General features: G+C 43.3%; 13 protein-coding genes. 4 read left to right on the top strand and 9 right to left on the bottom strand.

Annotated features, from left to right (window positions below):
• Positions 1–14 precede the first annotated feature (14 nt).
• Positions 15–2,549, bottom strand: coding sequence for a TonB-dependent receptor (locus ABD960_RS01475; protein ID WP_345329082.1), 2,535 nt, complete (start codon positions 2,547–2,549; stop codon positions 15–17).
• Positions 2,550–2,928: 379 nt separating this feature from the next.
• Here ABD960_RS01475 and groES point away from each other — a divergent pair, with 379 nt between their 5' ends.
• The 3 genes from groES to ABD960_RS01460 all read left to right on the top strand — a co-directional run bounded on the left by groES (position 2,929) and on the right by ABD960_RS01460 (position 6,120).
• The gene (gene groES / locus ABD960_RS01470; protein ID WP_345329080.1) at positions 2,929–3,204 is read left to right on the top strand and encodes a co-chaperone GroES; all 276 of its coding nucleotides are present in this window, start codon (positions 2,929–2,931) and stop codon (positions 3,202–3,204) included.
• A 123-nt stretch (positions 3,205–3,327) separates the two neighbouring features.
• Positions 3,328–4,968, top strand: a complete 1,641-nt coding sequence (gene groL, locus ABD960_RS01465; RefSeq protein WP_345329078.1) for a chaperonin GroEL — start codon at positions 3,328–3,330, stop codon at positions 4,966–4,968.
• Positions 4,969–5,334: 366 nt separating this feature from the next.
• A complete protein-coding gene (locus tag ABD960_RS01460; RefSeq protein ID WP_345329076.1) occupies positions 5,335–6,120 on the top strand; it encodes a mechanosensitive ion channel family protein in 786 nt (261 codons plus the stop codon).
• Between the two features lie 64 nt (positions 6,121–6,184).
• Here the strand turns inward: ABD960_RS01460 and ABD960_RS01455 are convergent, their stop codons facing one another.
• The gene (locus tag ABD960_RS01455) at positions 6,185–8,026 is read right to left on the bottom strand and encodes a UbiD family decarboxylase (RefSeq protein WP_345329074.1); all 1,842 of its coding nucleotides are present in this window, start codon (positions 8,024–8,026) and stop codon (positions 6,185–6,187) included.
• A gap of 297 nt (positions 8,027–8,323) precedes the next feature.
• Between ABD960_RS01455 and ABD960_RS01450 the strand changes: the two genes are divergently transcribed.
• Complete coding sequence (locus ABD960_RS01450) at positions 8,324–9,226, top strand: nucleotidyltransferase family protein (protein ID WP_345329072.1); 903 nt, start codon at positions 8,324–8,326, stop codon at positions 9,224–9,226.
• Between the two features lie 59 nt (positions 9,227–9,285).
• Here ABD960_RS01450 and ABD960_RS01445 read toward each other — a convergent pair whose 3' ends face one another.
• From ABD960_RS01445 to ABD960_RS01415, 7 genes are all read right to left on the bottom strand, one after another.
• On the bottom strand, positions 9,286–9,831 hold the full coding sequence (locus ABD960_RS01445) for a hypothetical protein (protein WP_345329070.1): 546 nt from the start codon (positions 9,829–9,831) through the stop codon (positions 9,286–9,288).
• 16 nt (positions 9,832–9,847) lie between these two features.
• Positions 9,848–10,159, bottom strand: coding sequence for a DUF3467 domain-containing protein (locus tag ABD960_RS01440; protein ID WP_345329068.1), 312 nt, complete (start codon positions 10,157–10,159; stop codon positions 9,848–9,850).
• A gap of 101 nt (positions 10,160–10,260) precedes the next feature.
• The gene (gene fcl / locus ABD960_RS01435) at positions 10,261–11,187 is read right to left on the bottom strand and encodes a GDP-L-fucose synthase (RefSeq protein ID WP_345329067.1); all 927 of its coding nucleotides are present in this window, start codon (positions 11,185–11,187) and stop codon (positions 10,261–10,263) included.
• A gap of 28 nt (positions 11,188–11,215) precedes the next feature.
• The gene (gene gmd, locus ABD960_RS01430; RefSeq protein ID WP_345329065.1) at positions 11,216–12,331 is read right to left on the bottom strand and encodes a GDP-mannose 4,6-dehydratase; all 1,116 of its coding nucleotides are present in this window, start codon (positions 12,329–12,331) and stop codon (positions 11,216–11,218) included.
• Between the two features lie 144 nt (positions 12,332–12,475).
• Positions 12,476–13,693, bottom strand: a complete 1,218-nt coding sequence (lhgO, locus tag ABD960_RS01425; RefSeq protein WP_345329063.1) for an L-2-hydroxyglutarate oxidase — start codon at positions 13,691–13,693, stop codon at positions 12,476–12,478.
• Between the two features lie 38 nt (positions 13,694–13,731).
• The gene (locus ABD960_RS01420) at positions 13,732–15,534 is read right to left on the bottom strand and encodes a right-handed parallel beta-helix repeat-containing protein (protein ID WP_345329061.1); all 1,803 of its coding nucleotides are present in this window, start codon (positions 15,532–15,534) and stop codon (positions 13,732–13,734) included.
• Positions 15,535–15,640: 106 nt separating this feature from the next.
• Positions 15,641–16,720 carry a 6-hydroxymethylpterin diphosphokinase MptE-like protein gene (locus ABD960_RS01415; protein ID WP_345329059.1) on the bottom strand — a complete coding sequence of 360 codons (1,080 nt, stop codon included), beginning with the start codon at positions 16,718–16,720 and terminating at the stop codon, positions 15,641–15,643.
• Positions 16,721–16,807 lie beyond the last annotated feature (87 nt).

Here is a 16,807-nt window from a genome sequence, read left to right as displayed (position 1 = left end):
AATATATTAGTGGTTTAGTTACCGCCGTTCATGCCGCCACCCATGCCACCACCTTGGTCGCCGCTCTTAACGTCGTCGTTATTAACGCCCTTTTTCTTTTGCTGCGGGTTGCTGAAGCTCATTTTACCAAAGCTGTAGCTAAAGGTGATACCGAACGATTGGAACGGAATCCTTGTGCGCACGCTTTGCGTAAAGCCCGGGCTTGATATGCTTTGGTTGAATGATTTATCAACCGCGAAAGGCTGTATGGTGTTAAAGCCGATTGATGCCTTTTTATCCATAAACTGCTTTTTGATACCGAAAGCGTAGATACCGAACGCGGGGCTTGTACCCTGTATGGTACGGCGCGCCGAGTTATTGAACGCGAATGCCTCGAATATAAAGTTCTTTGGCAGGTTTAACGTTGCACTACCAAATACGGTAGTCATCAGCCTGGTTTTTAACGCGTCAGGATTTATAAAATCAACATACGCCGAGTAAACACTTGGGTTATAAGTAAACACGTTAATGTTAGCACGGATAGTCAAAGGCTTGATCGGGTTGATCGACCCAAAAAAGCTACCGCCTAAAGAGTTGTTCTCGGCAACGTTATTTTGTACAGTACGGTTAATCACAACGCCATTATCCTCCACCGGGCTGGCAATACCTTCAATCAGGTTGCTGGTATTTTTGTAGTAAACCGAAAAGTTTAACACCGATGTTTTAATAAACGCGTTGTAGTTCAACTCTACCGTTTGCGACACCTCCGGCGCCAGGTTAGGGTTACCTACGCTTTGGCTTTGCTGGTTGCTACGGTTGATGAACGGGTTCAAAACCTGTAAGCTCGGGCGCTGTATACGCTTGCTGTATGATAACTTCAGTGTGTTGGCACCGAATACTTTTTGCACGGTTAAGCTCGGTATAAAGGTATTGTAGCTTGCCTTGAACGGCTCCAGCGTTTGTGCGTTTGTTCCATCAGCATAAGGCGCTTCCGGGTCGCCTTCAATACGCGTATTCTCTAAACGTGAACCTACTAACACCGCATAGCTTTTAGGCAGGGTAATGGTCAACACACCATAACCGGCATATACGTTCTGCGTATAATCATACAGGTTTGAGTTTAGCCTGTCAAGCTCGGGATTATTGCCGTTTGGATCAACCGTAAAAATATCGTAATTACTGTTTATACGCCTTTGGATAGTTTTACCACCGGCTTCCAGTTTGAACACTTTATTAATCGGTAAAGTATAATCTACCTGGCCGGTGTACTCGTTGTTTTTACCATTGTTATTGGCTAACTGACTTTGGTATTGCGCAGAGAACAGGTTGGTATAATCTGTTTTGATGATGCTATGGCTCCACTGTCCCGACACAACGATCTCATGGCCTTGTTTCTTGAATTTGTGCGTATAATCAATATTCCAGTCAAAACCCCTGAATTTATTGTGCGATATGGTACGGCCGGTATAGCTGCGGTTTTGAGTCGAGTCAAGCAAATTCTCAAACAAGTAACTACCACCACCATCGGCGTTAAAACCACCATCGTTTAAAGCCAGGGTACTGTTGATGCTGTTAAAGCCGTTAAACTCATAGCCTGCGGTTAACGATCCGCGGATACCATGACGTTTTATTTCGTTATGTGAGTTGTTGGTATTGCGCTGGTTGATACCGTCAGCAGTAAGGCTCTGGTTAAAATCAGTATACGATGTTTGCGGCCAGCTGGCATTGCCGCCAATGTTAGCGCCAAAATTAAACCGGTTTTTATTGTAGTTAAAGTTTAGGTTACCGTTGTTTTGACGGGTACCCACGCCGCCGCTCACGCTACCGCTAAGGCCTGATGCATTTTTACTTTTAGTAACGATGTTGATGATACCGCCCGAACCTTCCGCATCATACTTGGCAGATGGCGAAGTGATCACCTCAACGTTCTTAATCTGGTCGGCAGGGATGGTTTTCAATACATCGCTCAAACTGGCCGAGGTAGCGCCGGATGGTTTGCCGTTAATTAAAACGCGTACATTTTGATCGCCGCGCACGGCAACGTTACCGTTCATATCAACTGATACCAGCGGCACTTTTTGCAATACGTCGGTAGCGTTACCACCTGCTGAGGTCAGATCCTTCTCAGCGTTATAAACAATTTTATCGATACGGTTTTCAACCAGTGATGCCTGGCCGGTAACCGTTACTTCCTTAAGCGCTTTTGAGCTTGGGGCAACTAAAATCTGCCCCATGTTGGCATCCGGTTTTGACAGGCTTGTAACAACCGGATCGATAAACTTGGTTGGGTAACCGATAAATGATACGCCTATTTTATAACTGCCGGCTTTAACGTTGTCTATTTTAAAATTCCCTTTCTCGTCGGTAAGTACGCCATTCATGGGCGCGGTACCGCCGCTGCGATAAATGCTTACGGTAGCATAGTCTAACGGCTTTTTGGTCAGCGAGTCGATCACCGTGCCTGATATACGGCCCACGATGCTCGAACCGCCGCCACCGCCAAGGCCCACTTGTGCCTTAACTGCAACCGCAGCGCATAAAAGGAATAGGATTAAGTAAATACGTTTCATGGTGTTTTTTGATCAATTTTGAATTTGAGGCGAAATTGTTCAAAATGTTACATGCTTTTTTAAACTAATTGTAATAAATACACCTTGTCATTAATTCGTTACAAGAACAATAAGTAAACGCATTTATCTAAGGGATGCATAGGCCGTTTATAGCTACGGACAGATCGGGAACACCAAGCTTTACAACTGACATGATGACACCGCCCGTTTTAAAAAATTGTTAAGGATAAATATTCAGTCAAACGTTTTGCTGACAATACAACAGTTTTAAAATGTCAAAAAGTACAATTAGCCAATTGGCACAATTGATGATGATAAAAGGGCGTTAACAACTTATTTAAGTTTAACCAAAATCTATTAAATCAAATTAAGCATAGTTATGTCATTAAACATTAAACCTATCGGAGACAGGGTAGTAGTGGAAGCTGCTCCGGCCGAAGAAAAAACTGCTTCCGGAATCATCATCCCTGATACTGCAAAAGAGAAACCACAACGCGGTACCGTAGTAGCTGTTGGCGAAGGTAAAAAAGACGAGCCCTTAACCGTAAAAACCGGTGACCAGGTACTATACGGTAAATATGCCGGTACCGAGATCAATTACGAAGGCAAGGAGTATTTAATTATGCGCGAATCTGATATATACGCGGTTCTTTAATCAATTAATGAATTATTGAAGGTTGATTTATTGATTTCTTCCTTCTGGTCAAAAAAAATAATTAATGTGTATTGAATTTAAAACTCATTAATTCAATAACTCACTAATTCAATCATTAAAAAAATGGCAAAACAAGTAAAATACAATGTTGAAGCACGCGACGCTTTAAAGCGCGGTGTTGATATTTTAGCCAATGCGGTTAAAGTAACATTAGGTCCTAAAGGCCGTAACGTAATTATCGACAAAAAATTCGGTTCTCCATCAATCACTAAAGACGGTGTTTCAGTAGCGAAAGAAATTGAACTGAAAGACGCTTTAGAGAACATGGGCGCCCAAATGGTTAAAGAAGTTGCCTCAAAAACTGCTGACATTGCAGGTGATGGTACTACTACCGCTACCGTTTTAGCCCAGGCTATTGTTACCGCAGGTGTTAAAAACGTAGCTGCAGGTGCAAACCCAATGGATTTGAAACGCGGTATTGACAAAGCGGTTGCTACCGTTGTTGAAAACCTGAAAGCGCAATCACAAACTGTTGGTGAGGATAATAACAAGATCAAACAAGTTGCCTCTATCTCTGCTAACAACGACGAGGTTATCGGTTCATTGATCGCTGAAGCTATGGCCAAAGTAGGTAAAGATGGTGTTATTACTGTTGAAGAAGCAAAAGGTACCGAAACAGAAGTTAAAACTGTAGAAGGTATGCAGTTTGACCGTGGTTACCTGTCACCATATTTTGTAACCAATGCCGATAAAATGGAAGTAGAACTGGATAACCCATACATCCTGATCTACGACAAAAAAATCTCTTCAATGAAAGAGTTGCTGCCAGTGCTTGAAAAACAAGTACAAACAGGCAAGCCGCTTTTAATTATATCTGAAGACCTTGACGGCGAAGCATTAGCTACTTTAGTAGTTAACAAGATTCGCGGTTCACTGAAAGTTGCCGCTGTTAAAGCTCCAGGCTTTGGTGATCGCCGTAAAGCGATGTTAGAGGATATCGCTATCCTAACCGGCGGTACAGTGATCTCAGAAGAAAGAGGCTTTAAATTAGAAAACGCTGATCTATCTTACCTGGGTACTGCTGAGAAAATTGTTGTTGATAAGGATAATACTACCATCATCAATGGTTCAGGTTCTGCTGAGGATATTAAAGCTCGTGTAAGCCAGATCAAATCTCAAATTGAAACTACTACATCTGATTACGACAAAGAAAAACTGCAAGAGCGTTTAGCTAAACTTTCAGGCGGTGTGGCTGTACTTTATGTAGGTGCTGCAACTGAGGTTGAAATGAAAGAGAAAAAAGACCGTGTTGACGACGCTTTACACGCAACCCGTGCCGCTGTTGAAGAAGGCATTGTTGCAGGTGGTGGCGTTGCTTTCATCCGCGCGGTTGAATCATTAGCTAATGTTAAAGGCGATAACGAAGACGAGAACACTGGTATCCAGATCATCCGTCGCGCTATCGAGGAGCCTCTTCGTCAGATTTGCGAGAACGCAGGTATCGAGGGTTCAATCGTAGTACAAAAAGTTAAAGAAGGTACTGCTGATTATGGTTATAATGCACGTACCAACACTTACGAAAACTTAATTGGCGCTGGTGTTATCGACCCAACTAAAGTAGGACGTGTAGCTTTAGAAAACGCTGCATCTATCGCATCAATGCTGTTAACCACCGAGTGTGTGTTGGCTGACGATCCGGAAGACGAAAAAGCAGGTGCCGGTATGCCACCAATGGGCGGCGGCGGCATGGGCGGCATGATGTAATAGCACATCATTCGTACCCTCCTCAGCTGAGGGGATCGCTATATAAAAACCCTGTATGCAATTGCATACAGGGTTTTATTTTTTACTGACCTTTTTACTGTATAATTAGGGGTACATATGTTAAGGTGATTGTCATCAAATATTAAATAACCGCCATCATTGTAATTATTGCGTTAGTTTATGCGTAGCTACTTAAAGCCAGGCCGTTGAGGCATAGCATTTGATATAAACAGCGCATGAAACAGTTAACCCGGAAACGGAAACATATACAAACCCGTATTTTTGAATGGGTAATTCTTAAGTCGCCGGAATTTCTGGTATCGCTTCTCTGATTTTTAGTAATTTCGGAGCGTCTTGATTTAACCCATGAAGCTCGAAAAACTTTACGATACTGCCTACACGTGGCTCCTTACCCACGGTCCCAATATAATTTTTGGTTTAATAGTACTCATAGTAGGCCTTTGGTTTATCCGGCTGCTTAAAACCCGCATCCGTAATAAAATGAGCACCAAAGAGGTGCATTCATCCCTACAGCCTTTTTTGCTCAGCCTGAGCATTACCGCGCTTAACGTGTTGCTGATTTTACTGGTAATGACGTTGATGGGTATTGATGCCGCCATATTTACTACGCTGGTAGGCGCTTTCGGCGTTGCTGCCGGCCTGGCGCTTTCCGGAACCTTGCAAAATTTTGCAGGAGGTGTGCTCATCTTGCTGTTAAAGCCGTTTGAACTGAATGATAACATTATAGCGCAAGGGCAGGACGGTAAGGTAACCTCGATACAGATATTTTATACTGTATTGCTCACCGCTGATAACAAAACCATTATTATACCCAATGGAAAGCTTTTTAACGAGGTAATTGTAAACGTTACCCGCGCCGGAAGCCGCAGGCTTGATTTTGAGGTGGAACTCACCTACGCGGCGAATACCGAGAAAGTAATCGCCGTTATAAACGAAGCGCTGCAAAACACGGATGGTGTAGTAAAAAACAAACCGTCAAAAGTAGGCCTGGTGCGTGTGGGTTTTGATCGCGCTACTTATATTATAAACGTTTGGGTATTGCCTGCCGAATTCCTGAACGTAAAAATAGCCTTGCAGGAAAAGCTGATTAACCGCTTAAATCAAGAAGGCATTAAATTCCCTGGAACGTAACAATAATCGTTTTTGATTATTTAGGATTTCCCTTTACGGTATTACTGAATAATTAAAGGGCGCTTTATATAATTCCATATAAGGCCTCGCCCTTTTCACCCATTTTATCAACCAGCTTTTCAATAGCCGGATCTTTTTCCAGCACAGGCGCATGATGCGGTTTTATACGCGCGTCAATAATCAGCGGACCGGTACAGCCCCAGTGCTTGTGCTCTGTAAAGCTGCCAATGCCATAAATATCGTGCGATGGATTGCTGCGGGTAAAAGTTACCCACACCAGGTTATTAATGGTTTGCGCGGTAAAAGCGGCATCGTCACAAAGTATAATTAACGGCAGGCCGTTCAATTCTTTGTTGCCCAACTCCTCTTCCAGTATCTCCAGCATCAGGGGCATATCGCTGGTGGTAATATTTTTTGGCACCTCAACGGCCAGCACACCCGGCATAGCCATCTTAAAGCCGGTAAAGGGCCTTGGCACACTAAACCACGTGGGCAGTTCATTCCAAAGTTCACGCTTTATACTTCCGGCTACGGTAATAGCTACTTTACTGCCGCTGTTTAGTCCGCTACCACTGTAATCAAGGGTATCAATTGTGGTTTTGGTATAGAAGTGCAGGTCGCGGGTTAGGTCAACACGTTGCAATATATGTTTCAGGAAACCGCCAATATCATGTATGTCCAGCTCGGGGTCATCCTCTTTAGCAGCAATAAACAGGTACTTAGCCAGGCTAAGTTGATTTTTGCCTAATATATGATTGGCAATAGTCAATATCTCCTGCGGATGACGCTCATTCAAATAAGGCGTATAACGCTCGCTGCCGATAGCGAACAGCAACGGATGCACACCCGCGGCATCAACAGCGTTAACAGCTACAAGGCCCGGGATTTCCTTGGGCAGAGCTGATCCCGCTATCTCATGGATCAAGGCGCCAAAGCTGGTATCTTCCTGCGGCGGGCGGCCTACTACCGTGAACGACCATATGGCATCCTTACGATGATATACGTTATGAACCTTCATCAGCGGAAAAGGATGCGTTAAGCTGTAATATCCCAGGTGATCGCCAAAGGGACCCTCTGGTTTATTATCATGCGGCATCACGGTACCGGTTATTACAAAATCAGCATCAGCCGAAATACAAAAACCCTCATCATCGTAAAAATAACGGAACCGGCGGTTACCCAAGGCACCGCCAAAGGTCATTTCCGACAAGCCTTCGGGTAAAGGCATTACCGCCGCCACCGGGTGCGATGGCGGGCCACCTACAAATATGCTTACCTTGAGTGGCTGCCCCTTGGCATTGGCCTTGGTTTGATGCACGCCTATACCACGGTGTAACTGGTAATGCAGGCCGATCTCGCTGTTCAACACATAATCGTTACCGGCAAGTTGTATGCGGTACATACCCAGGTTGGCATTCATGATGCCGGGCTTGTCCATATCCTCAGTGTACACTTGCGGCATCGTTACAAAAGGGCCTCCATCCATTGGCCAGTTCACTACCTGCGGCAGCTCACTTATCTGCGTATGGCCAAAGCTGATAGGCGCCGAACGCCGGCCTACCTTCATGGGTAATGCCGAGAGGGCGGTTAAACCTACATTGGCGTACTTAAAAGGATTCTTAATAGCCTTAACAGGATCATTCTTAATGTCGACCAAAGTCTTTACTTTCTCTAAGGTATCTCTGAAGATGAACTTCGACCTGTCCAACGTACCAAACAGGTTTGATACCGCCGGGAACTTACTGCCCTTAACATTCTCAAACAATATGGCCGGCCCTTGGTGTTCAAAAACACGCAGATGTATAGCTGCCATTTGCAGGTACGGATCAACCTCCTCCTTAATACGTATCAGGTGGCCATTGCGCTCAAGGTCGGCAACGCAGGCTTGTAAACTTGAATAACCCATCGCAGCTAAATTACGTACAAAATATCATTAAGGGATGCCCAATAGCTAAAGGCATTAAAAAGCGGCACATAGCGTAATATTTTGAAATAATGATGAGATTATTATTAAATACTTTTTATTATTGCGGTAAACGTGTTAAATTTTCAATAAAACCTACTATTGCATATAATTCCGGATATTACTGGTTATTATTGTTAACAATATCACTTTAAAAAACACATCTGCACTTTTTTTAAAACCAAATGCTCAAAATTGCATTCAACAATAATTAACATACTCCAATAACATAAAAACAACATGAAACCAACTTTACTGATACTTGCAGCGGGCATGGCAAGCCGCTATGGCAGCATGAAGCAAATTGACGGCTTTGGCCCCAACGGCGAAACGATTATTGATTACTCTATATATGATGCCATCAAAGCTGGTTTTGGTAAAATAAGCTTCATCATTCGCGAAGAGTTTGCCGAATCATTTAAAGCCATATTTGAGCCGAAACTGAATGGCCGCGTTGAAACTGATTATGTTTTTCAGAATTTTGATTTGACGCAATACGGTATTGATAAAGAAATTGAGCGCGCTAAGCCTTGGGGTACCGCCCACGCGGTGTTAGCTGCCCGCAACCAGGTTAACGAGCCTTTCTGCGTAATTAACGCCGACGATTTTTATGGTTATGATGCCTTTGAAAAAATGGCAAAGTTCCTGACCAGCGAAGTTAGCGATGATACTTACTCGCTGATTGGCTACCAGATCGACAAAACCCTTTCAGAACATGGTTCGGTATCACGTGGTGTTTGTAAGGTTGATGATAATGGCAACATGGTTGAGATCAACGAGCGTACCCAGGTCTACTTTAAAGAAGACGGCAGCGTGGTTTATGAAGAAGGCGGCGTTGAATATCCGTTATCAAATGATACCCGCGTATCAATGAACTTCTGGGGCTTTACACCGGCTGTATTTAAGCAAAGCGAGCCAATGTTCGTGGAGTTCGCCCACAAAAATGAAAACAACCCTAAAGCTGAATTCTTTATCCCGCTGGTGGCTGACGAACTGATAAAATCAGGTACGGCATCATTTAAAGTGATCCCAACCGCTAATAAATGGTTTGGTGTTACTTACAAAGAGGACAAGCCAATCGTACAGAAAAGCATTTCTGAGCTGGTTGAGAATGGCACTTACCCGGCTAACCTTTGGGAATAATTTATCCAGCATATGAATACAGAAAAGGCTCACCTAAACAGTGAGCCTTTTTATTTTAGTTAATCCGGAATAAAGCCGCCTCCCTTGAGGTCTTTGTAAATTTTACCACTGGCTATTTTAGCCATCCACTTTTTAAATTTTTTTGACAGCCTTTTATCCTTTTGTATCAGCAATGCTAATTGCTTCATTTTGTCGTTATTGTAACTACTTATGAATTTATACCTCGAATCAGCAGGATTGAATAAGATGATTTCATTGAGTAACTTTTCATCGATGTAACCCTGTTTGTACAGTTCATAATAGGATAACAATAAAGACAAGTACTGCTCACGCGGAAGGCCCATCATAGAGCAGGCAGCAATAACATTTTGCTGATAAGTATGATGCTGTTTTAAGAACGTTAAAACTGAATCCTGATATAAAGCAGGTTGCTTGTATATATCAGTAAAAGCATCAACAATAAATAAATCGCCAATAGCGGTCAGATCAACCACTTCATGTTCAATAAATTTTATGGTATCTTCAAAAGAAGCTCGCTTGGGAACTTGCTGTGCCAACGAATTGAAACAAATCCCACAAAAAAACAAAATCAGCTTTAATTTCATGATTGACCACTGACCATTAAGCCTGCCCTACCGGTCCGCCGAAATTCATCGGGAAACCGGGATTATCTTCAGGTATGCGGATGCGGCCGTTGGCAGCTTCAAATTTGGCAACGTTCTCTTCAATAGCGGTCAACAGGCGCTTGGCGTGCTCCGGCGTCAGTATAATACGTGATTTCACTTTAGCCTTAGGTACGCCCGGCATAATACGTATAAAATCAAGCATGAACTCTGATGTTGAATGTGTGATGATGGCCAGGTTAGAGTATATGCCTTCGGCCATTTCTTCAGATAGCTCTATGTTTAATTGGTTGTCGTTTTGTTCTTCCATACTACTAAATTACTAAGCCGGGTTAATACCGCCAAGTATAAAACAAAATAGCCTCGCCGGTTTATGGGCAAGGCAAGGCTATCAATTAATATTTAAAGCGATTACAGTTTGCTTTTAAAATCTTCGTACGCCAGCTTGATGCCTTCAGGCAACTCGATAGTATGTTTCCAGCCGTAGCCGTGCAGTTTACCTACATCCATCAACTTGCGTGGTGTACCGTCGGGCTTGGTGGTATCAAAGTCAATGTCACCCTCAAAGCCAACAATATCTTTCACCAGGTAAGCCAGGTCTTTGATAGCAATATCCTCGCCTGTACCTATGTTTACCAAACCCGGCTCGTTGTAATGCTCCATCAGGTAGTAACAAGCCTCGGCCAAATCATCAGCAAACAAAAACTCACGTTTTGGCGAGCCCGTACCCCAAATAGTAACGGTAGCCGCACCCGACTCCTTTGCCTCATGAAAACGGCGGATCAATGCCGGCAGTACGTGCGAATTTTGCGGGTGATAATTATCGTTATAACCGTAAAGGTTAGTAGGCATTACCGATATGTAATTGCAACCATACTGATCACGGTAGGCATCGCACATTTTGATACCGGCTATCTTGGCAATAGCGTACGGCTCGTTTGTAGGCTCCAGCGGACCAGTAAGCAGGTAATCTTCCTCCAACGGCTGCGGGGCCATTTTAGGATAAATACAGCTTGAACCTAAGAACATCAGCTTGGTAACGCCGTTTAAATGGGCGTTATGAATGATGTTATTTTGTATCTGCAGGTTATCATACAAAAACTCGGCACGGTAAGTATTATTGGCAACAATACCCCCCACTTTCGCGGCGGCTAAAAACACGTAGTCGGGCTTCTCGGCAGCGAAAAAATCAGTTACCTGTTTCTGGTCGCGCAGGTCAAGCTCGGCTGATGTGCGGGTTATAATATTGGTATAACCCTCCTTTTGCAGTTTACGGTAAATGGCCGAACCAACCATTCCACGGTGCCCTGCTATATAGATCTTGGAATTCTTATCCATTTAAATATACAGACTTTAATTAGATAGCTTATTCGTACTGATTTTTGATAGAATAACCTGAATCTTTAAGCAATTTTTCACGCTCAAACAGTTCAAGATCTGAAGCCATCATTTCTTTAACCAGTCCTTGCAGGTCATATTTAGGTTTCCAGCCTAATTTTTGGTTTGATTTGGTAGGATCACCTATCAGCAATTCCACTTCAGTGGGACGGAAATATTTAGGATCAACCGCTACCACCTCTTTGCCAACAGGCAGTTGATACAGTGGGTTGTTGCAGCTAACTACGTATGCTTTTTCTTCTGCACCTTCACCTTTAAATTCAATTTCGATACCAGTTTCAGCAAATGACATACGAACAAACTCACGCACGCGGGTAGTTACACCAGTCGCGATAACATAATCTTCCGGAGTTTCCTGCTGTAATATCAGGTACATCGCCTCAACATAATCTTTAGCGTGTCCCCAGTCGCGTTGCGCGTCAAGGTTACCCAGGTAAAGTTTATCCTGTAAGCCCATGGCAATCTTAGCGGTACCGCGAGTAATTTTACGGGTTACAAAGGTTTCGCCACGCAGCGGGCTTTCGTGGTTGAACAGGATTCCGTTGCAGGCATACATACCGTAAGCTTCGCGATAGTTAACCGTGATCCAGTAACCGTATAACTTAGCCACCGCGTAAGGCGAGCGTGGGTAGAAAGGTGTAGTTTCTGATTGCGGAACAGCCTGCACCAAACCATAAAGCTCAGAAGTTGATGCCTGGTAGATCTTGGTTTTTTCAGTTAAACCTAAAATACGTACCGCTTCCAGTATACGCAGTGTACCAATACCATCGGCATTAGCGGTATATTCAGGTGTATCAAAGCTCACTTTTACGTGGCTCATGGCACCCAGGTTATAAATTTCATCGGGCTGTACATCCTGTACAATGCGTATCAGGTTGGTTGAGTCGCTCAGGTCGCCGTAATGCAAAACCAGTTTCGGGTTAAGTTCGTGCGGATCCTGATAAAGGTGGTCAATCCTGTCGGTATTGAACAATGAACTACGGCGTTTAATACCGTGAACCTCGTAACCTTTGCTCAGCAACAGTTCGGTTAAGTATGCACCGTCCTGACCTGTTATACCTGTAATTAATGCTTTTTTGCCCATATTATGTTTAGTAGAGTGATAATTTATTTTGTATAGGATGTATCAGATTGATGTTAAATTTTATTTTTCACATCATTACGTAAAAAATTATGTGAAGATAACAATAAAAAAGCTTTTTATTGTCAAAATAATAAATAATTAATATTAATAGTACCCAAACTGTTTGCTGGCCATACCGGCAATCTCATTCCCGATGGCTAATGATGCTGTTGCTGCCGGTGATGGGGCGTTTAGCACATGTATCATGTTGCCTTGCTGCTCTATTTTAAAATCATCTATCATTTCACCATTACTACTAACCGCCATAGCGCGAACGCCCGCCCTGCCGGGTACAATGTCATCCATTTGCAGGCTCGGGATCAGTTTTTGCAGGCGATCTAAAAACATGCGTTTTGAGAAAGCACGCTGATATTCGTCGATACCGAACTTCCAGTGCTTGGCAAAAAACTTCCAGGTACCTTTAAAACCGAAAGCCGCAGCCGTATCGCGTAATGAAAAATCAGTTTTTCCGTAGCCTTCGCGTTTAAATACAAATACCGCGTTCGGGCCGCATTCCACCCCGCCCTGTATCATGCGGGTAAAGTGAACACCCAGGAACGGGAATTTAGGATCGGGCACCGGGTAGATCAGGTTACGCACCTTGCTCATCCCTTTTTCCGACAGGTCATAGTAATCGCCACGGAAACCGATGATGCGTGCATCTGTATTAATACCTGTTTTCTGGGCAATCCTGTCGGCCTGCAAACCGGCACAGGCGATTATATTCTTCGCTTTAAAAATTCCTCTCGGCGTGGCTACCGTAGTAACATCACCCTGGCGGTCAATACCGGTTACCTCGTAGCCGGTCAACACCCTGCTTTGCGGAAAGCGGGCTTCTATTATCTCTTTATATTTAGCGGCAACGCTTGCAAAATCAATAATACCGGTACACGGCACCCAAATACCTTCAATACCGCTGCAATATGGTTCGATCTCTTTTATACGGTCGATACCTATCTTCTCGATACCTTCAACCCCGTTAGCCAAACCGTTGTTGTAAACGCGGTTCATGTGTTGCAGTTCAGACGGATCAGTTGCCACGATCACCTTACCGCATATATCATGCGGGATGCGGTGCTCTTTAGCAAACTCAACCAATTCCCTGCGGCCCGATATACACAAGCGCGCCTTGTACGAATTGGGTTTGTAATATATACCTGAATGGATAACGCCTGAATTATGGCCGGTTTGATGCGCAGCCACGTGGTCTTCCTTTTCAAGCAGCAGTATTTTCAGATCAGGGTTACGTGAATTTATTTTAAATGCTGTGGCCAGGCCTACAATACCCCCGCCAATTAAAATCAGATCATACTCGTTACCCATATTCTTTTAAATACTGTTTATCAGGTTATATATATTATTTACTTAGTTAACACAATTGATGAAAATGGCTGCAGGGTCACTTTACCGGTATAGGTTTTGTTATTCGCATCCTTATATGTACCGTTAAGGTTTATCGTCTTTGGCGATCCGCTGGCATTGTATTCAAAACGGGCGGCATCATCACTAATGTCCTGCAGTTGTTTATTTGAATTGGCCAGAGATACTGCCGTACGCAGCAATCTGCTACGGTTTAATGACATTACCTGTTTCTTTTTACCTACCAAAATATTACTCAATATGGTATTGTTCACCGGATCGGCACCCGGTGTTGTACTTACCAGTAATTGCGTACCGTTGCCGTAGCAGGTATTGTTTTGGATATTTATACGGCTCGCTCCGTTTAAAAATATACCCGAACCAGTGCAATTGGCGATGGTATTATTCTGAATATCTATATCGTGCGATCTATCGTCCAGGTAAATGCCATGCGCGTTCTGGTTGGCATTGTACGATCCGTCATACGATCCGACAGAGTTTAATATAATATTTGATACTATTTTTTGGTTGGTATAATTATTAGGATTTTTGCCGCTATAAGTATAAATACCTCCACCATCACTCTTGGTAAGGTTAATATTTTTGATCAGGTTGTTTTGGATGGTAACATTAGCCGAACGGAAATCGATACCACTATATCCTACATTCTCGATGGTGTTATTTTGAATAATAGCGCTACCAGCCTTAGCATTATAACGCAAGCCAACAAAACTACCCGAGCTATTAGTACCCCGGCCAACTACCAGGCCGATATTTTTGATAGTATTATTTCTGAACCTGAAGCCCGAATGATCGTAAACCACTACTGCGTTGTTATTGATATCCGATATGGTGCAACCATCAATAATTACATTATTGCCGCGGCCTAATATCGAAATGCCATCCTGACCAACATCACTTATGGTTACGTTTTTTACAGCTAGCCCCTTAAGGTTTTTACCATTGATGCCAAACTGACGCTGCTCGGCAATAGCGATATCCTTAATCACGATGTTAGATTGGCCAACGATGTTGATACCTGCCGTATATATCGAGGCTTCGATATTTTTGCTACCGGGATCAGCTAATGAATAAAGCATGATCTGTTTAGTTGACGGATTGAAATACCATTCGCCATCGCGATCAAGCGTTTTAGGGTGATCCTGTATAAAGAACCCCCAATTATCATTCATCGCTGTAGGCGTACCTTTAAAAGTTAAGGTATTGCCTTGCTGACTAATAATCTTGTCGGTATCAATCTGCCACAGGTTTTTGCGTATTACTACATCGGCGCCCGTCCAGTTGCCATTTAAGGACTGTTTGCTGGTTAACTGGGTTTTGCCTGAATGTGAGCGGATAATTAAATAACCGCTGTTAGGGTATCTGCCCAAAGGCAGTGGCTGGTTATTCGCGAAAAGATTTATAGCGCTACCGTTATAAGCATTCAGGCTCGCTACCCAGATATTTCCTGATGAACGTTTCCAGCCGGTAACCGCAACAGAACCATCAATAACCGGTTTGCTGCCACTACCGTACGAGCTCACCGTTATAGGCGCCGCGCTGGTGCCTGATTGTTTAATGTTAAGCTGACCGCTAAATACATCACCTTTTTTAAATGACAATACATCGCCGGGCTTTAATATTAGTTGGTTGGCTTTATCAATACTTTTTATTGGAGCATTTGTAGATGTGCCTGCATTAGCATCGTTACCATCGGCAGATACGTAATAGGTTGACTGTGCAAAAGCGGGTGTGCTTGCAGCCAACAGGAACAGATATTTTATTGCAAAAATTTTATGCTTCATCACGATACGTTTTATAGTGAGACAAAGATTAACTACGTAAGTTTATTATAATCATCAAACAACTTTAAACTAACGTATAATATCTTCATCTGTTGCTACATCAGGATTATCGTTTTTTGAATACGTATTTATTTTGATAAGGCCCGAACGGAATATGCGTAAACACCGCTTTGTTAATCATGGCCGGGGCTATATCAGCACTGCAAATAAAATCGCCTGTTTCAGTTGTGAACTCGTCGGCACTTTCAAGCGTGGCGTAGCTGGCGAAGGCTTCGTCAAACGTGTTAAATGTGTTACCCGGCAATACCATATCTACAAATAACCTGAATTGTTCTTCGTCCGACAGGCCAAGCACATCGTAAAGGTTAGCCCGCGGGTATTCTTCCATCACGCCACCGAATGAGGCGTTATATATCTTTTTACCGTGCTTGTCAAAAAACTGGCGGCCGGCCTTAAAGTTCTCAATCATATCCTCAACCGTAGGGTTGCGGTAGGCCATGCCCTTACCATCATAACGCGGGTCGAAATGGTTAGGGTCATCATCTTTTTTACCCACCCAATCGCGTTCGCTTATTTTTTCAACACTGCGTTTGGCAAAGGTCATGTCAACACCCAGCATATATATCTCTTCAAAGCCCAGATAGGCCAATATTTGTAAGCCGCCGTTAACTACCGTTTTGTTGATACCGCATTCAGGTAAATTGAGCGAGTATTCCGGCTTATCCATATACAGCCAGTGTATTTTTTCCGACTCGGGCAGATAGCTCTTAAAGTCGACGTTTGAGGGGTGCAGATCAGGGAAGAAAGCATATTTAACAACCGGCAATATTTCCTCGTCTATCTCCTTGTATATCTCCTTCATCTTTAAATCGTCAGTAACCAGGTAAAAATCGGGCAGCCAGTTCAGGCGCTCGTACAACAGGTTAATGCGGTTAAAGCACATGGTATATTCGTCCTTAAGCAAATACAAAGGCGTTTTGTTGATACTTGGGCCTGCACCCACAACAAAAACACGCTGGCCTTTATACTTATCTTTCAGCGCTTTCCATTTTTCAATATTATGCTCGTCCTTTTTTTGGAAGGCACGCTTAAGCTTAACAATGCCATATTTAACCAAACGCTCCGAAAAAACTTTCAGGCCATCGGTTTGCATTATAGTTCTACCTTTTTTTATTAAGCTTTGCATATTAATTTTGATATTTTATTTGAAAAGCGGCACTTAACCCGCGCCGCTTTATCTTTATTAACAGTTTTTCTAAACTGTAAGTATACT

This window comes from Mucilaginibacter defluvii (assembly GCF_039543225.1).
Lineage (GTDB): Bacteria > Bacteroidota > Bacteroidia > Sphingobacteriales > Sphingobacteriaceae > Mucilaginibacter > Mucilaginibacter defluvii.
This window is presented reverse-complemented; position numbering and strand designations above follow the sequence as displayed.

Bases quoted from the DNA above. Each gene is read 5' to 3' on its own strand.
- ABD960_RS01415 (WP_345329059.1), bottom strand. From the start codon at position 16,720: ATGCAAAGCTTAATAAAAAAAGGTAGAACTATAATGCAAACCGATGGC.
- ABD960_RS01450 (WP_345329072.1), top strand. From the start codon at position 8,324: ATGAAACCAACTTTACTGATACTTGCAGCGGGCATGGCAAGCCGCTAT.
- ABD960_RS01420 (WP_345329061.1), bottom strand. From the start codon at position 15,534: ATGAAGCATAAAATTTTTGCAATAAAATATCTGTTCCTGTTGGCTGCA.
- ABD960_RS01455 (WP_345329074.1), bottom strand. From the start codon at position 8,026: ATGGGTTATTCAAGTTTACAAGCCTGCGTTGCCGACCTTGAGCGCAAT.
- ABD960_RS01460 (WP_345329076.1), top strand. From the start codon at position 5,335: ATGAAGCTCGAAAAACTTTACGATACTGCCTACACGTGGCTCCTTACC.
- lhgO (WP_345329063.1), bottom strand. From the start codon at position 13,693: ATGGGTAACGAGTATGATCTGATTTTAATTGGCGGGGGTATTGTAGGC.
- ABD960_RS01475 (WP_345329082.1), bottom strand. From the start codon at position 2,549: ATGAAACGTATTTACTTAATCCTATTCCTTTTATGCGCTGCGGTTGCA.
- groL (WP_345329078.1), top strand. From the start codon at position 3,328: ATGGCAAAACAAGTAAAATACAATGTTGAAGCACGCGACGCTTTAAAG.
- fcl (WP_345329067.1), bottom strand. From the start codon at position 11,187: ATGGATAAGAATTCCAAGATCTATATAGCAGGGCACCGTGGAATGGTT.
- gmd (WP_345329065.1), bottom strand. From the start codon at position 12,331: ATGGGCAAAAAAGCATTAATTACAGGTATAACAGGTCAGGACGGTGCA.
- ABD960_RS01440 (WP_345329068.1), bottom strand. From the start codon at position 10,159: ATGGAAGAACAAAACGACAACCAATTAAACATAGAGCTATCTGAAGAA.
- groES (WP_345329080.1), top strand. From the start codon at position 2,929: ATGTCATTAAACATTAAACCTATCGGAGACAGGGTAGTAGTGGAAGCT.
- ABD960_RS01445 (WP_345329070.1), bottom strand. From the start codon at position 9,831: ATGAAATTAAAGCTGATTTTGTTTTTTTGTGGGATTTGTTTCAATTCG.